Genomic DNA, 17,048 nt, shown 5'->3' with positions numbered 1-17,048 from the left:
TCTCAAGGCGTGACTGCGTTGTGAAACACCGCGCCCGCACCGGCCACGCGGGCGCGCTGCAAGGCGAGAACGGCAATGGCGGTGTCCTGCGCCCCGGTGCCGGTGAGGTCGCAGATCGTGATGTCGTTGGCACTTACGCGGCCCTCGTGGCGGCCCGCGATCACTTCGCCAAGCTCCGCGAAGCCGCGATCGGGCGCGACCTTGTGCGCTTCGATCGCGTGCCTGAGTTCGCCGAGCACGCGCGTTTGCTGCAAGCGGTCGCAGACATAGCGCGCCGATTCGAACACCGAGGGTGCGAGTTCGTTCTTGTACTCGGCGTCGGAGCCCATGGCCGTGAGGTGCAAGCCGGCGTGCAAGTCCGCCGCGTGAACGAGCGGTGTGCGGCTGGGGGTGGTCGTCACGGCCACGTCGGCCTGCGCGAGCGCGTCGTGCACCGAAGCGACGACGCGGGCGCGCACGCCGTGGCGGCGTTCGGTGTCGGCGGCGAAGTCGGAAGCCCGCGCCGCATCGCGGGCCCAAACGCTCACGCTGTCGATTTTGCGCACCAGCATGAGCGCATCGAGTTGCAGGCGCGCCTGCTCACCCGCGCCGATGATCGCCGCATGGCGCGCATCGGGACGCGCAAGCCAGCGCGCGGCCACGGCGCCCGCCGCGGCGGTGCGCACGGCAGTCAGATAACCGTTGTCGAGCAGCACGGCCTCGGTAAGACCCGTGCGCGCAGAGAGCACGAGCATCAGCCCGTTCAGGCTCGGGAGGCCCAACGAGGGATTGTCGAAAAAGCCGGGGCTGATCTTGATGGCGAACTGTTCGAAGCGTGGCAGATACGCCGTTTTCACATCGACCTCGCCATGCCGCTCGGGCAGCGCGAGATTGAGAATGGGCGGCATGACAACGGCTTCGGTCGCGAGCGCAACGAATGCGGATTCGACTTGATCGACGGCCGCAAGATCGAGCGGGACGAGTTCGCGCAGTTGCTGTGCGCCCAGCAACGTAACCGGCGGCAACTCAGGTGACAACTCGGAATGCATTTCAAACCTCCGTCACGAGACGGCGGTGCACCGTCATGTCGATGTTCGCGCCGCTCACGACGATCACGAGCGGGCCTTTGCTGCGCTCGATGTGCCCGTCGAGCAGCGCCGCCATGCCCACCGCGCCCGCGCCTTCCACCACGAGGCGTTCTTCGCGGTACGCATGGGCCACGCCGTGCGCGATCGAAGGCTCGCCGAGCAGGATGACTTCATCGGCCAACGCGCGAGTCAGCGCGAAGGTGTGGCGATTGTCGAGACCAATGCCGCCGCCCAGCGAATCGGCCAATGTTTCGCTTTCCTCAACGTCGACGGGATGGCCCGCCGCGAGGCTCGCATGCATGGCCGCGCCGCGCGCCATCGAAACGCCGATGGCGCGCACGTCCGGCCGGATCTGCTTCGCCGCAAACGCTGCGCCGCTGAACAGTCCGCCGCCCGAAAGCGGCACCACGAGGGTCGCGGTGTCGGGCAGCGCTTCGAGAATTTCGAGGCCGATGGTGGCCTGCCCGGCGATCACGTGCAAGTCGTCGAACGGCGGCACGAACGCATAGCCTTCTTCGCGCATGAGGCGTTGCGCTTCGATCTGCGCTTCGTCCTGGCTCTTGCCCGCGATCACCACGCGCGCGCCCAGCGCAGCCACAGCTTCGACCTTGTTGGGCGGCACGAGCGACGACATGCAGACGGCCGACTCCATGCCGAGCGCGTGTGCCGCATACGCGAGTGCACGGCCATGATTGCCGGTGGACGCAGTGACGACGCGCTTCACGCCCGACTCGGCGAGATGCGCCACCGCGTTGGTCGCGCCGCGCAACTTGAAGCTGCCCGTGGGCTGCACGGTTTCGAGCTTGAAGTAGACCGGCACGCCCACGCGCGCCGACAAAGTGGGAGACGCCACGAGCGGGGTGTGCGCTACGCGGCCGGCGAGCCGCTGGCGCGCGCGGTAGACATCGGCAAGCGAGAGTGACGAAAACGAAAGCGACGACATGAAATGCACGTTCCTTCCTGTGAATCTGTGCAATCCAGTCTAATGAGCCAAAACGGGCTTTCTAATGTCCTGGTACAATCCGCGCGCCCGGATGGGCAGACGCAACGTCTAGTTGAAATCGTGCACGTGCGGATACTGCTCGAACACGCCCGCCATGGTCTGCAGCGCGTTGCGGCACGCGGTGTCCGACGCTTCCGCGCCAAGGCTGATGCGCACCGCATTGGGACGCGCTGTGCCGCCCACGAGAAATGGGTCCGGCGAAGTCACGGCAATCTGGCGATTGCGCAATTCGCGCACGAGGCGGTCAGCCTGCCAGTAGTCGGGCACGCGCAGCCAGGCGGACAGCGCGTTGGGATGCGCGCCGAGCACATAGTCGCCCAACGCCTCGCGCACCATCGCCTGGCGCGCGGCGAGCCGCTCCCGCTGCAGTTCCACGAGGCGCCGCGCGGTGCCGTCCATGATCCAGCGCGTGGCAATCTCCGCAATCGGCGAGGTCGCCATCCAGCTGCTCACGCGCAACACGCTTTCCACGCGCAGCGCAAGGCGGCGCGGCATGGCGAGATAGCCCGTGCGCAGACCGGTGAGCACCGACTTGGTCATGCTCGTGCAATAGAACGCCAGCTCGGGAATCAGGCTCGCGACAGGCGTGTTGGCTTTCGCGGGCAGCGCGCCATACACATCGTCCTCGATCACGTACACGCCATAGCGCTCCGCAATGCGCGCAATCGCGCGGCGCCGCGAATCGGGCAAGACGGCCATGGTGGGATTGTTGAAGGTCGGCGTGCACACGAGCGCGCTCACGCGCTCGCTGTCGCACATTTCCTCGAAATGCTCGGGACGGATGCCGTACTCGTCGATTTCGAGCCCCTTGAGCGTGAAGCCCAGCACGTTTGCCGAGCCGATTACGCCGTGGTCCGTGAGGCTTTCGCAGAGCACCGTGTCTCCGGGGCCCACCGTGGACGCGAGCGCGAGGAAAATGCCGTGCGCCGCGCCATTGGTGATGAGGAGCGATTCGGGTTTCACCGGCATGTTGAGCGAGGCGAGCCACGCCGCGCCTGCCTGGCGATGATGCTCGAAGCCCGCGATGGGGCGAAACGAGCGAATCCACGGTTGATCGTCCAGCGTGGCGAGCGTGGCGCACACATCACGCCACGCGGCGTCGTGCTGCGGCGTGTGAACGATGCGCGCAATGGAAAAGTCGACGATCTCGCGCTCGGCCGTGTCGAGAATATAGTTCGACATCGACTCGGTCACGCGCGCGGCGACGAAGCTGCCGCGCCCCACCTCGCAGCGAATCAGGCCCTGTCTTTCGAGTTCCTTGTAGGCATTGGTGACCGTCTGCACGCTCACGCCCAGTTCCGAGGCCACCTCGCGCTGCGGTGCGAGGCGCACGCCGGAAACGAGCGCGCCGCGCTCGATGTCCTGTGCAATCGCCTTGACCAGCCGTTTGTATTTGGACTCTGCGCCGTGCGCGGCCCCGACCGCGTCACGCCACTCGCCCGAAATCGTCGCCCACGCCATCTCGATCCGCTCCTCGGTAAGCGTTCATGGTCGCTCAGAAACGGGGCGGAAAATTATTGTCTCAGGACAATTGCGTGTAAAAAAAGGACAATCAGCGCGCCGCGCTCGCGCTGCGCCAGCGAACCCACTTCGGAGGCGACGAGCTTGCGAGCCTGGTTGGCATCTGACGATAAGCTTTCACTTCACGCCGAGTTGTTTCCACATAGCGGCCGTAATCCGTTGGCGCGCCTTTTCGTAGCCGCTCCACGGATCGGCGCGCAGCGCTTCGAGCCGCCCGCGCACATTCGCGACATTCCACTGGTCGCCGCTTGTGAGCGTGTGCAGTTCGTCCCAATCGACCGGCACCGATACGCCAAGACCGGGCCGCGCCCGCGGCGCATAAGCCGCAGCTGTGCTCGCGCCGCGGTTGTTGCGCAAATAATCCACGAAAATCCGGCCCTTGCGGTTCTGCGCCCCCATCTTCGCGCTGAAGCGCTCGGGCAGCGTCGCCGCCATGTGGCTCGCCACCGCGCGCGCGAAGTCCTTCGCCTCGTCCCAGCCGGCAGGGCGCGTGAGCGGCACCACCAGGTGCAGGCCCCGTCCGCCGCTCGTCTTGCACCATGCCCGTAGGCCCAGCGCCTCGAGCAGCTCGCGCGTGAGCTGCGCGGCCTCGAGCATGCGCTCCCAACCGAGCGAGGGATCGGGGTCCAGGTCGAAGACGATGCGGTCGGGCTTTTCGATGCTTGCCGCGAGCGCATTCCAGGTGTGCAGTTCGATCGTATCCATCTGCGCGGCGCCGACCAGCGCTTCGGTGGAATCGAGCGTGAGCAGAGGTGCATGGCCTGGATCGAGACCGGCGTGCTGCGTGGCATGGGGAATCTGCAACGCTTTGGCGTGTTTCTGGAAAAACAGCTCGCCTCCCACGCCCTTGGGCGCACGAGCAAGCGCAACGGGGCGCCCTTGCACGTGCGGCAGCAGCCATGCGGAAATCGCTTTGAAGTACTCAACGAGATCGATCTTGCGCAGTCCGCTTTGCGCGTCGATCACCCGCTCGGGATGGGTGATTCGCACGCCGGCGACTTCGGCTTCGTCGTGCGCGGCCCGGCGCGTGCGGCTCACAGTCTTTGGTGCGTCCGTCGAGGCTTGCTTCGCGACCTTCTTTTCGCGTTGGTTCGCCACCGCCTGCACGGGCGTCGGCTGCCCTTCGCGCACGATGTCCTTTGCGGGCTTGTCCTCGCGCAGTCCGACGAACGACGCCTGGCGCACCACGCCCGCGCTCGTCCATGTCTTGAAGCGCACCTCCGCCACGAGTTCGGGCCGCACCCAGTGCACGCCCGCGCGACGCTCGGCCGCCGGCACCGCCGCGAACGGCGAGTTCTGGCGCTCGCGCGCACGCAGTTCGCCCGCCATCGCTTCGAGCCGCGCCGCGTCGAAACCCGTTCCCACTTTGCCGGCATATTGCAACGCGCCATCGTCGCCATACACGCCGAGCAGCAGTGCGCCGAACCCCTCGCGGCTGCCCTTCGGTTCCGTATAGCCGCCGATCACGAATTCCTGGCGCCGCGAGCAGCGCAGCTTGAGCCACGCTGCGCTGCGCGTGGACGTGTAGCGACTATCGCGCCGCTTGGCGACGAGTCCTTCGAGATTCGCCTCGCAGGCGGCTTCGAGCAGGGCCTGCGGTTCGCCCTCGAAGGCCGCCGAAAAACGCAGCGCATCGTCAGGCTTTTGTGCGAGCAGCGCCGAGAGCTTATTGCGGCGCGCCTCGAGCGCCACGCCGCGCAAGTCCGCGCCGTCTAGCCAAGGCAGATCGAAGAGCCAGAACGTGATGTCGCCCGCACGGCCCGCGTCGAACGCGTTCTGCAACGCCTGGAAGTTGGGCACGCCCGCCGCGTCGAGCACAACGGCCTCGCCGTCCAGCCACGCCGATTCGACCTTCAGCGCGCGCAGCGCTTGCACCTGACGCGGAAACTTCGCTGTCCAGTCGTTGCCGGTGCGGGTAAAGATACGCACATCGCCCTTGCCGCGCGCGTGGCGGTCGATGCGCGCCAGCACGCGGTAGCCGTCGAACTTCATTTCGTAGAGCCAGTTGTCGCCGTGCGGGGGAGCGTCGACCGGCGTAGCAAGTTCCGGGGCAAGTGTCTCTGGCATCGATGCGCGCACTGCGCCTTCCAGTGCCGTGGCTGCCTCCTGCTTCGCGCCCCGGTTGCCCGCGCGGGCGCCCTTTTTTGATGTTTTCGACGTTTTCGACGTAGCAGGTTCGTCCTCGACTACATGGAATTCGTCTTCAGGCACGGCCTCGTCGTCGCGCTGCTTGATCAGCAACCAGCTCTCCTGTTTGCCGTCGTGCATGGGACTCCGCACGAGCGCCCAGCCGCCGTGCAGCCGCTCGCCCTCCAGCGTGAATTTGAGCTTGCCTTGCGCATACCCTTCGCGCGCGCCGCGCAAACCGCCCTCGGGGCGCCACACACCGTGGTCCCAGATCGCCACCGTGCCTGCGCCATAGCTGCCTTCGGGAATGCGCCCTTCGAACGAGCCATATTCGAGCGGATGATCCTCCACATGCACGGCGAGCCGTTTCACCGTCGGGTCGAGGCTCGGGCCCTTGGGAATAGCCCACGACTTGAGCGTGCCGTCCAGCTCGAGGCGAAAGTCGTAGTGCAGCCGCCGCGCATCGTGACGCTGTATCACGAACGATCCTTCACCCTCTCGCGGTTTCGCGCTGCGTCGCGCAGTGCGACCACGCGGCTCCGGGGTTTCATCGAAGCGGCGCTTCTGTTCGTAGACTTCGAGTTTGTGCTTCATCGTTCACCCTTGTTGCGCTCTCTGAGCCGCATTTGCGTTCATCATGCCGCGCGCCGTCCGCGCTTCGGCGCCGTTTTCCGCGGCGGCGCACTAGCGCCGCGCTCGCTGCGCTTGCCGAGACTGCGCTTGAGCAGCTCGGAAAGGTCGACGATATCCGCGCCGCGCCGCTCGGGCGCGGGTGCCGCAACGGGCGTGAGTTCGTGCGCCTTGCCTTCGCGCGCCTTGCGCCCGGCCAGTTCGAGAATCGCGTCGAGGTAGGTGTCGCGATACGTTTCGGGGTCCCAGTCCGTGCTCATGTCGTCGATGAGCTTGCGCGCCATTTGCAGTTCCTGTGTGCTCACGCCCGCGGCTTTTGCACTGCTGGGCAGCCGCTTCACCGCATCGAACTCGCGCACCTCGGTGGCCCACCGCAGCGTTTGCAGCGCAAGCGCGGGGCCCACCGCCACGAGCGCCGCGAGATGCTGCCGGCTGTGCAGCACGACGCTCGCAATGCCGAGCTTGCCGCTCGCCGCGAGCGCGTCGCGCAAGAGCGCGTAGGTCTTGCCCGCGCGCTTATCGGGGGCGAGCCAGTACGGCGTGTCGAGGTAGAGAAAGGAGACCTGCGACGCCTCGACGAACGCGAGCAGCTCGACCGTCTGCGTCGATTCGGGACTCGCGGCCTTGATCTCCTCGTCGGACATCACCACGTAGGCGCCTTTTTCATACTCGTAGCCGCGCACGATGTCGGCGTGCTGGACCGCCTTGCCCGTGCGCTTGTTGATCTGCTGATAGCCGACTGGGTCCAGCGTGCGCCGATCGAGCAGGTTGAAGCCGGTACGCTCGCTCTGCGTAGCCGGGAACACTTCGACCGGCACATACACGAGCCCGAAGGTGATGGCGCCTTTCCATATCGCGCGTGGCATGCTCGCATCCTCCTCGCCTTCCGTATCGTGCGGCCATCACGCAAATACAATGCCCGCCGCCCTTGCGGCCCGTTCAGAAGTGCGCTGTGTTCAAAGGGACGCAACAAAACGTGCTGGCATCTCCCGGTTTTTGTCTACGGGAATACGCGATGCTTACCCGCAAACACAATGGGCTCCACCTGCGTTAGCAACTTTGCACCGAAGATGCGAACGCAGGGGCGGCGGACGACTAAAGCGGAGGCAGCATGCAAGACAACGGCGCACCTGCGCTCACGGTCGAGGAAACGCTGATCACCGAAGCCCTGGTGAACCGCCCGAACCGACTGCCCGACTACCAGGGCGAGAGCCGTGCGCTTGCTGCGCTCGCGCATGAAATGGCGAACAATCCCTCAGGTGTGCTGCCTATGCTCGCGCGGCTCGCCCTCACGCTTTGCCGCGCCGAGTCGGCCGGCGTGAGCGTGCCCGAGCGCGACGGCCCCACGGCCCGCTTCCGCTGGGGCGCGGTGGCCGGCGAACTGGCTGCCGACGTGGACCGCACGCTTCCCGGCGACGATTGTCCCTGCGGCGTGACCGAGGGGCGCAATACCATGCTTCTCTTCGACCGGCCGGCACGCAGCTTTGCTTCGTACCGCGCGATCGATCCACCCATCAGCGAGGCGTTGCACGTGCCATGGCGCGTCAACGGCACGGTGGTCGGCACGGTCTGGGCCGTGACGCACGGCGAAGAAAGACATTTCGACGCCGAGGACGCGCGCCAGCTACAAGGTCTCGCCTCCTGCGCGAGCGCCGCCCACCAGTTGACGAGCGCGCTGAGCGACGCCCAGGACGCGGGCCGCAATCTCGCGCAGCAGGTGGCCGAACGCACGCGCACGCTGCAGAACATCAATACGAAGCTCCACGACGAAGCCGAGCACCGCAAGCAGGTCGAAGAGGCGCTGCGCGAGAGCGAGGCGCGCCTGCAGGCCGCCATCTCCATCGAAACCGTGGGCGTGCTGTTCTTCGACCTCGACGGCACCATGGCCGACGCCAACGGCGCTTTCGAACAGATGAGCGGCTATAGCCGCGAGGATTTGCGCGCCGCGGCGCACTGGGACCGGCTCGTGCCGCTCGAATTTCTCGGCGTCACGACGCGTGCGGTCACCGACCTCGCCACCACCGGACGCACACAGCCTTATGAACGGCAGTTGATCCGCAAGGACGGCACGCGCTGGTGGGGCCTTTTCGCGCCCACGCGGATCTCGGGCACGGGCATGGCTTCCAGGTGCGCCGAATTCGCACTGGACATTACGGAACGCAAGCGCGTGGAAACTGAATGCGCTGACAGCGAGGAGCGCTTTCGCGCGTTGGTGGAAGGATTTGCGCAGGCCGTATGGGAAGCCGATGCCCAAGGTCAGGCCGAGTCGGTCTCGCCGGGCTGGTCGGAATATACCGGGCAGCCCGGCGAAGAATGGCTCGGCGAAGGCTGGGCGAACGCCGTCCATCCCGATGACCGCGCCTACGCGCTGCGCCAATGGAAAGACGCGATTGCGGCACAACGCGTGGTGAACGCGGAATATCGCCTGCACGTCGCCGCGGGTGGCTGGCGCTGGACCAACGTGCGCGCCGCGCCGATCTGGAATCCGGACGGCACGGTGCGCAAGTGGGTGGGCATGAATATCGACGTGGACGACCGCCGCAGCGCACAGGAAGCGCTGCGCGAGAGCGAGGCGCGCTTTCGCGCGCTAGCCGAAGCGTCGCCCGCACTGATCTGGCAAATCGACACGCAAGGCAATACGGTCTATCTGAACCAGCGCTATCTCACGGCGATCGGCCTCACGCCCGGACAGCTGCTCGAAACCGGCTGGCAAACCATCGTGCATCCGCGCGACCTGCCCGGCTTTCTGTCGCGCCTACAGGCTGCGCAACTCGACCATTGCGCGTTCCAGAGCCGGCTGCGCGTGAAAATCAAGGATGCAGGCTGGCACTGGTTCGAAACCTGTTGTGCGCCGTGGTTTTCCGCGAACGGCGAGTTTCGCGGCCACGTGTGTGTATCGATCGACGTGACCGAAGCCGTGAATGCCGAAGACGCGCTCAAGGAAGCGGACCGGCGCAAGGACGAATTCCTCGCCACGCTCGCGCACGAGCTGCGCAATCCGCTCGCGCCGATCGCCAATGCGCTGCACCTCATCCGGCACAGCGAGTTTCCAGCGGACTCCGCGCCGATCCTCGACATGCTCGATCGTCAGGTGCATCACATGGTGCGGCTGATCGACGACCTGATGGAAGTGTCGCGCATCACGCGCGGCAAGATCGGCCTCGTGAAGGCGCCCGTGGCGCTCGCGGAAATCATCGAGAATGCCGTCGAGACGAGCCGCCCCGCCATCGATCAGGCCCATCATGAACTGAGCATCACGCTTCCCGACACGCCGCTCGTTCTCGACGCCGATCGCGTGCGGCTCACGCAGGTCTTCGCGAACATGCTCAACAACGCGGCGCGCTACACCGACACGGGCGGCCAGATCCGGCTCGACGCCACCCGCGAAGGCGAGTGGGTCGTCGTCGCACTGAGCGATACCGGAATCGGCATGTCGGCGGGGCAGATCGATCAGGTGTTCGAACTGTTCACTCAGGTCAGCCGCCCAGCCGACCGCAACCAGGGGGGCCTCGGCATTGGCCTCACCATGGTGCGACATCTCGTGCGCATGCACGGCGGCACCGTCGAGGCGGCAAGCGCCGGCCCCGGCAAAGGCAGCACCTTCACGGTGCGCCTGCCCCTCTCGCAGCAGACAACCACGGAAGCGCGCGAGACCCCGGCGAGCGTGGCGCGCGCTGCGAAGCCGCTCGCGGGCAAGCGCATTCTCGTGGTCGACGACAACCGCGACGCCGCCGATTCGCTCGCCATGGTGCTCTCGGGCGAAGGCGCGCAGGTGCGCGTGGTCTACGACGGCGCCGCCGCGCTCGGTGCGCTGGCGCAGTCGGTGCCACATGCGGTCGTACTCGACATCGGCATGCCCGGCATGGACGGCTATGAAATCGCGCGACAGATTCGTCAAAGCCCGCGGTACGTCGGCCTGCAGATCATCGCGCTAACGGGTTGGGGCCAGCACGCCGACCGACTGCGCTCGCGCATGAGCGGAATCGATTCGCATCTCACGAAGCCGGTCGATTTCCACACGCTATTCGAGCTGCTGGTCGCGCGCTGAAAGGCCCCTCACGCGCTTTACACGCCATTGCCCCCGAGCGTCTTGAGGCTCTTCCACTGGCCCTGCTGCACCTCGAAGAGCGTATAAGGCGGCTTGATGAGGTCGCCGTGCGGATCGAACGCGATATTGCCCGTCACGCCCACCACCGTCACCTTCGGGAAACTCGCGACGATCTTTGCGCGGTCGAGCGAATCGGCGTCGCGAATCGCCTTGATCATCGCGAGCGCGGCATCATAGGCGAACGGCGCATACAGTTCGACATCCTGATTGAAGCGTGCCTTGTAGCGCTTCGCAAACGCCTGCGCCGAAGGCAGCTTGTCGAGCGCCGGCCCTGGTTCGAGATCCTGCGTGCCTTCGCCCGCCGGGCCCGCGATCTGCAGGAAGGCATTGCTCTTCAATGCGCCCGCGCCGAACAGGCGCGCCGGCATGCCGAGCGTGCGCATCTGCTTGGCGAGCATCGCGCCCTGTTCGTCGAGGCCGCCAAAGAAAATCACGTCGACGTTCTTCTGCTTGAGCGAGGTAAGAATGGCGCGAAAATCGACGGCTTTGTCATTGGTGAACTCGCGGTCGACGATATTGCCGTTGGCCTCCTTCGCGCCTTTCTCGAACGCGTCGGCGAGCCCCTGGCCAAAGGCCGTGCGGTCGTCGATGATGCCGATGCGCTTCGCCTTCAACTGCTCCACCGCGAACTTGCCGGCGATCACGCCGCCTATGCCGTCGTTGCCCATGGTGCGAAACACGTTCGCGTAGCCCTGCTGGGTCAGCGCCGGATTCGTCGAGCCCGGCGTGATCATCGCGACATTCGCATTGTGATACACCGTCGAAGCGGGAATGCTGCAGCCCGAGTTGTAGTGGCCGATCACGCCGACCACGCCGTCGTCCACGAGCTTTTGCGCCACCTGCACGGCCACGTGCGGATCGGCCTGGTCGTCCTGCACGTCGAGCACGTACTTCACCGGCTTGCCCGCAATCATGGGGTGTTTGGCGTTCTCCTCGTCGATCGCGAGCTGCGCGCCATACTGCAAGTCCTTGCCGACGCGCGCCACCGGGCCGGTGAGCGGACCCGCGAAGCCGATCTTCACAACCTCGGGGTCGGCCGCCTGCGCGGGGCCGTGCAAGCCCATCAGCCCGAGGGCCATCGTTAGTACGAGAGTGCGGCGGTTCATGATGCTCATCCTCGCTGGGAGACTGTTGCGGTGGGTGTTATGTGGCGGTTGGCTGGAAAGTGGCTTGAATCACGGGTTAAAAGCGTCGCGGACTATAAGGCGCAAGATCGAAAGGAGGCGCACGCCTTGCAACGAGATCGGCGACCACGCCGCCCGTCACGCCGCCGAGCGTCACGCCCAGATGCTGGTGCCCGAACGCGTAGATCACGCGCGGCGAGCGGCTCGACGCGCCCACCACGGGCAACGCGTCGGGCAGGCTCGGCCTGAAACCCAGCCAGTCGCTGTCCGGTTCCGGCAGCCCGGGCAGCGCCTCCTGCGCGGAGCGCGTCAAGAGGCGCAGCAGGTCCGCGTTCTTGCCCGCGCCGCTGGCCGCCAGCTCGACGGTGCCCGCCGCGCGGATGCCGCCGTCCATCGGCGTCATGTAGAAGCCGCGTTCGGCCCAGCCGCACGGACGCGAAATTCGATTAGCGGTGCCAGGAAAGCGCACGTGATAGCCACGTTCCACACCTAGCGGCACTGCGTCGCCGCATTGGCGCGCGAGGCGCCCCGAAAACGCACCCGCGCAGACAATGGCCTGTTCCGCGTCATGTGCCTCGCCCGCCGTATCAATCAGCTTCACCGCACGAGACGTTGGCTTCAGCGTATCGACCGCCACGCGCCGGTGCACCAGGCCGCGCTGCGTCAGCATCGCGTGCAAGGCCTGCAGAAAGCCGCGCGGATCGCTCAGAAACCAGCTGCCCTTGAAGAGCGTGCCTTGAGGGAAGAGCGGCGCGAGGCCGGGCTCCAGTTGGGCGATCTCGTTGCGCGCGAGCGTTTCGAACGCCACGCCGAGCGAGCGCCGTAGCTCGAGCGCCGGCTGCGCGGCCTTGAACGACGCTGCGCTCGAATACAGGTAAAGGCATTCGCGTTCACGCACGAAGGCCGCGAGCGTGTCGACGGCCAGCATTTCGCGGTAGCCTTCGAAGGCGCGCGAAAGCAATTGCGCGAGCGCATTCACGCTGCCCTCATAGCGGCGGGGCGTCGCGCTCAGCAGGAAACGCGTGAGCCAGGGCGCGAGCGCCGGCACGTCGCCCCAGCGGATGCGCAGCGGGCTCGTCGACGAGAATAGAAAGCGCGGGATATTGCGGAACACGTCCGGGTTGTTCACGGGAATGCACGCATAGTTCGCGAACGTGCCCGCGTTGCCGTATGAAGCGCCCTCGCCCGGCCCCTGCGCGTCGTACAGCGTCACGCTGTGCCCGTCGCGCATGAGCCAGTACGCGCACGACAACCCCACGAAGCCCGCGCCGATGACAGCCACTTGCGCCATTACTTCTTCCAGTTGGTTGCAGGCTCACGGAATTCCTGCACGTGAGTCCTCTTGCGTGTGAGCAGGTAAGCCGCCGACACCACCGCCAGGCTCGCCAGGCTCGCCATGAGCTGGCCCGCGAGCGCATGGTCGAAGCCCATCGCGCAGAGCACGCCGGCAATCGCGGCCACCACGGCCCACGAAAGCCAGGGAAAGAGCCACATTTTGAATGTGAGCCGTTCGGGCGCCGTCGCCTCGAGGCGCCGGCGAATCACGATCTGCGAAACGGCGATGGAGAGATACACGAACAGCATGATCGCGCCCGATGCACTGACGAGATAGAGGAACACGCCCTGGGGCGAAACGATGGCCGCGACGATGGCCACGTAGCCGACGATGCTGCTCGCCAGCACGGCGAGGCGCGGCACGCGGCTCTTCGAGAGCGAGAGCAGCGCGCGCGGGGCGTCGCGGCGCTCGGCGAGCCGGAACACGATGCGCGAGGAGACATAGAGCCCGGAGTTCAGCGCCGAGAGCACGGCCACCAGAACGATTGCATTCATGATGTCCGCGGCGCCCGGGATATGCATGGTTTCGAGCGCGGCCACGAACGGCGAGTAGCCCACCTTGATGCTCGCCCACGGCACGATGCACGCGATCACGAAGAGCGAGCCGACATAGAACGTGATGACGCGCAGGATGACCGAGCGTGTCATCGACGCCACGTTGCGGCCCGGATCGTCGGATTCGGCCGCGGCAATGGTCGCGATCTCCGCACCGCCCACGGCGAAAATCACCGTGGGCACGCCCGCGAAGATCGACATCGCGCCGAACGGCATGAATCCGTGGTCGCCGCTCAGGTTGTTCACGGTCTGGTGCCACGAGCTGAACCCGAACAGATAGCTCGCGCCCACCACGATGAACACGATGATCGCCGCCACCTTGATCGACGCGAACCAGTACTCGAATTCTCCATACGATTTCACCGAGAGCAGGTTCACGGCCGTCATGAGCGACAGGAGCACGAGCCCGATTACCCAGACCGGTGCGGGAATCCAGCGCTGCAGGATGCCCGCGCCCGCCACCGCCTCCACGGCGACCACGATGACCCAGAAGTACCAGTAGAGCCAGCCGTTCGTGAAACCGGCCCAGTCGCCGAGACCGATGCGCGTGAACTCCGTGAACGAGCCGACACCCGGATGCGCGAGCGCCATCTCGCCGAGCATACGCATGACGAACAGCACGACGATGCCGGCCAGCAGATAGCTCAGGCAGGCAGCCGGCCCCATCGCGCTGATGGTCGCGCTGCTCCCGACGAAGAGCCCCGCGCCGATGATTCCGCCGAGCGAAATCATCGTGACGTGCCGCTTGCGCAGCGAGTGGCCAAGGGGTGTGGATGTTACGTCGGAAGCGGGTGTGGGTTGCCGGGTTGCCACGAGCCTGTCCTCCTGTAATACAGTGCGTGTTGCGCCGAACTGCCGACCGAACAAAACCTTGAATTCATACTCACACAATAATTTTTTGTGTGCAATTAAAAATGCTTTGTGTGGAGACTAGGAAATTCCCTGGTGGGTGACCTTTCGGCCCGGGACAAAGGCAGCTAAACTCCGGCCAGATATCGTACTATTGGCGTAACGATGCGGCGGCGGCGCTAGCAGTCCATTTCACAGCAGCAAGGCAACGTGGCAGACGATCGAATTTTGTATGGAGTTACTACTTGCATGAAAGCCGACGATTACCAGACAAAATCGGATGACGATCTCCAGACAAAAGGTCGACAAGCCACGTATCTGGAGGTCTCCCGCAATCTCGAGGAGCAGGTGCGCAGCGGTCAGTACCCACCCGGCAGCCGCCTGCCGCCGCAGCGCGATCTGGCCGTGGAACTGGGCATCAACGTCTCCACGGTCTCGCGCGCGTATAAGGAATTGCAGGCGCGCGGGCTGATCGTGGCGAGCAAGCGGCGCGGCTCGATCGTCACCGGCGGGGCCATGCCTGCCGTCGGCGCGGCGGCGCAGCGCGGCAGTCAGGCGAGCGGCGCTGAAGCGGGTGGCGTGGTGGACCTCACCGTCAACCGGCCGGCGACCGGAGAATTTCTCGCGCAGCTCGCCCGCACGATGGCGTCGATCTCGCGCGACCCGCGCTTTGCCGAAACCCAGGAATACCAGCCGCCCCAGGGCGCCGAATGGGCGCGCGCCGCGGGCGCGCAGTGGATCGCCGCACCGGGCTTCACGCCCTCACCCGAGAATCTCGTCGTGACGAGCGGCGCGCAGCACGGCCTCTATGCGGTCCTGAGCAGCCTGATGGGACACGAAGGCGTGATCCTTTCCGACAAGCTGACGTACTACGGCCTCAAGGCGCTCGCGCCCGTATTCCAGTTCGAGCTGGTCGGTATCCCGAGCGACGCCGAAGGCCTCCTGCCCGACCAGCTCGGCGATGCCTGCCGCCGCATGCCGGTGAAGGCCATCTTCACCGTGCCGAACCTGCAGAACCCCAGCGTGGTCACGATGAGCCTCGAGCGGCGCCTCGCGCTCGTGGAGATCGCGCGGCGCCATCACGTCGCCATCATCGAGGACGACGTGTACGGGCCGTTGCTGCGCAAGCGCCTGCCGACCATCGCGAGCCTGTGTCCCGAGCTGACCTTCCACGTGGCCTCCACCTCGAAGGTGCTCGCGCCGGGGCTGCGCATCGGCTATCTGCTCACGCCGCCGCACGGTGCACCGCTCGCAGCCGAAGCCGTGCGCACGACGGCCTGGATGCCTGCGCCGCTCACCACGCTCATCACCACGCGTTGGATCGAGGACGGCACCGCTCACCTCATCCTCGAAGCGCAGCGTGCGGAGCTGCAGGCGCGCCAGGAACTCGCTCTCCAGATCCTGCCGCGCGAGTTGCTCAACAGCGACCCGGCGTGCATGTTCGTCTGGCTGCGTGTACCGGCGCCGTGGCGTTCCGACGACTTCGCCGCGAATGCGCTCGCGCGCGGCGTGAATACCATGCCCGCTTCGGCCTTCGCGGTGGACCGCTCGACGCTCGAGCACGGCGTGCGTGTCAACCTCGCGTGTGCAACCTCGCGGGAGCAACTCGCGCGCGCACTGAAGGTTCTCGCTCGCACACTGCAGGACCGGCCGCGCGCGCTCTTCGGCACGATCTAGGCCGCACCCGGATTTTCCCCAATGGGTTGGCGTCGATGTGGCGTCGATGGGCTCGCCTGCTGCGTGAGCCCATCGAGCATGCGCACGTCCATGCGCAATTTCTTCCGCTGCGAGTGCGCCTCGCGCAGCTCGAATCGGTCATAACGTCCGCGATGTTAGGCAACGACGGTGCACGTCAACCGCGCTCTGGTGGACTTCGCATCCATCTGCATCGCGTACGCACACATTCGGCTGGCAGGAAGCAAATCAGGTACTAGAATGCATTGGTGCAAGTGATGCAAAGGCAGTCAGTTCGGCAGGAACGTTCGACAGTTTGATGTTTCGAGTTCGTCATTGGAGGCATGCTCATGACGTGCCTGAACGAAAAGATTGTCGGTGCAGCCTTTTTTATGCTGAGCGGTTACGCATTCGCTCAGAGCACCGGTTTGAACATTCCCGAAACCATGACGGTCGCCAATATCCCGTCAATGCCGATGGAAGTGGTTCCAGCGCTGCCACCGGAACCCCAGGCGTACCTCCACCGGTACGAAATGGAATATCACGCGAATCAGTCAAAGCCGTTTTACGCGGAAGTCGAAAGCTTTTATAGCGCGCCGGTGGCACAGGACAAATACCATTACGACTTCGTGAAATCCGCGCCCGGAAGCCGTTACGGTGAGCAGCAGGCTGCACGGTCGAGTGCCGATTATCTGCAGATGGGCCCTTCCACAGCGCCGCAAATCTCGATTCTTCAGGTGCCGGACAGCACGCTGAACATCGGCGCGCAGCCTCAGCGCAGGCTCTCGCTGACCGTCGACGAGTGGGTGTTTTCCGCCACCGCACGCGTCGCCATTCTTCATTCGCATAGCACAGGCGCAACGGTTACCGTTCGGCGCGGCTTCTAGGTCCGCGTATCTGATTTAACTGTCGAATCGAGAAAGACAATAATCGAAACAGGAAATGGCGCAACCGGAAGCACGTGCGCTTTTGCAGACAACCCTCGGTAAGGATTGCAGACTTCGCAACTTCGGCTTACGGAATTCGTTATTCAAGACCGTTCATACGTATTCGCG

11 protein-coding genes are annotated in these 17,048 nt (G+C 65.5%); 3 read left to right on the top strand and 8 right to left on the bottom strand.

Annotated elements, in window-relative coordinates; translation table 11 throughout:
* Positions 1-2: 2 nt before the first annotated feature.
* The 5 genes from BFD71_RS11460 to ku form a co-directional block, all read right to left on the bottom strand.
* Positions 3-1,028 carry a cyclodeaminase gene (locus BFD71_RS11460; protein WP_069263713.1) on the bottom strand — a complete coding sequence of 342 codons (1,026 nt, stop codon included), beginning with the start codon at positions 1,026-1,028 and terminating at the stop codon, positions 3-5.
* Position 1,029: 1 nt separating this feature from the next.
* Positions 1,030-2,010 (bottom strand): hydroxyectoine utilization dehydratase EutB, encoded by a 981-nt coding sequence (eutB, locus tag BFD71_RS11455; protein ID WP_069263711.1) that lies wholly within the window; start codon positions 2,008-2,010, stop codon positions 1,030-1,032.
* A 108-nt stretch (positions 2,011-2,118) separates the two neighbouring features.
* Positions 2,119-3,531, bottom strand: coding sequence for a MocR-like ectoine utilization transcription factor EhuR (gene ehuR, locus BFD71_RS11450; RefSeq protein WP_069263710.1), 1,413 nt, complete (start codon positions 3,529-3,531; stop codon positions 2,119-2,121).
* A 177-nt stretch (positions 3,532-3,708) separates the two neighbouring features.
* A complete protein-coding gene (gene ligD, locus BFD71_RS11445) occupies positions 3,709-6,312 on the bottom strand; it encodes a DNA ligase D (protein WP_069263708.1) in 2,604 nt (867 codons plus the stop codon).
* Between the two features lie 41 nt (positions 6,313-6,353).
* Positions 6,354-7,214, bottom strand: coding sequence for a non-homologous end joining protein Ku (ku, locus tag BFD71_RS11440; RefSeq protein ID WP_069263706.1), 861 nt, complete (start codon positions 7,212-7,214; stop codon positions 6,354-6,356).
* 245 nt (positions 7,215-7,459) lie between these two features.
* Here ku and BFD71_RS11435 point away from each other — a divergent pair, with 245 nt between their 5' ends.
* Positions 7,460-10,396, top strand: a complete 2,937-nt coding sequence (locus tag BFD71_RS11435) for a PAS domain-containing hybrid sensor histidine kinase/response regulator (RefSeq protein WP_069263704.1) — start codon at positions 7,460-7,462, stop codon at positions 10,394-10,396.
* Between the two features lie 17 nt (positions 10,397-10,413).
* Here the strand turns inward: BFD71_RS11435 and BFD71_RS11430 are convergent, their stop codons facing one another.
* From BFD71_RS11430 to BFD71_RS11420, 3 genes are all read right to left on the bottom strand, one after another.
* Positions 10,414-11,562 carry a branched-chain amino acid ABC transporter substrate-binding protein gene (locus BFD71_RS11430; RefSeq protein WP_069264154.1) on the bottom strand — a complete coding sequence of 383 codons (1,149 nt, stop codon included), beginning with the start codon at positions 11,560-11,562 and terminating at the stop codon, positions 10,414-10,416.
* A gap of 76 nt (positions 11,563-11,638) precedes the next feature.
* Positions 11,639-12,871 carry an NAD(P)/FAD-dependent oxidoreductase gene (locus tag BFD71_RS11425; RefSeq protein WP_069263702.1) on the bottom strand — a complete coding sequence of 411 codons (1,233 nt, stop codon included), beginning with the start codon at positions 12,869-12,871 and terminating at the stop codon, positions 11,639-11,641.
* Positions 12,871-14,202 carry an amino acid permease gene (locus BFD71_RS11420; RefSeq protein ID WP_083245195.1) on the bottom strand — a complete coding sequence of 444 codons (1,332 nt, stop codon included), beginning with the start codon at positions 14,200-14,202 and terminating at the stop codon, positions 12,871-12,873. Before BFD71_RS11420 ends, BFD71_RS11425 begins: the two co-directional genes overlap by 1 nt.
* A 366-nt stretch (positions 14,203-14,568) precedes the next feature.
* Here BFD71_RS11420 and BFD71_RS11415 point away from each other — a divergent pair, with 366 nt between their 5' ends.
* Positions 14,569-15,996: an aminotransferase-like domain-containing protein gene (locus BFD71_RS11415; protein WP_069263698.1), complete on the top strand. Its 1,428-nt coding sequence runs from the start codon at positions 14,569-14,571 to the stop codon at positions 15,994-15,996.
* Positions 15,997-16,343: 347 nt separating this feature from the next.
* Entirely contained in the window at positions 16,344-16,880 is a 537-nt protein-coding gene (locus BFD71_RS11410; RefSeq protein ID WP_069264152.1) for a hypothetical protein, read from the top strand.
* Positions 16,881-17,048 lie beyond the last annotated feature (168 nt).

The organism is Paraburkholderia nodosa (assembly GCF_001718195.1).
In the GTDB taxonomy this organism is placed as follows: Bacteria; Pseudomonadota; Gammaproteobacteria; order Burkholderiales; family Burkholderiaceae; genus Paraburkholderia; species Paraburkholderia nodosa_A.
Note: the sequence above shows the minus strand (reverse complement) of the source record. Positions and strands in the feature narration are given on the sequence as shown.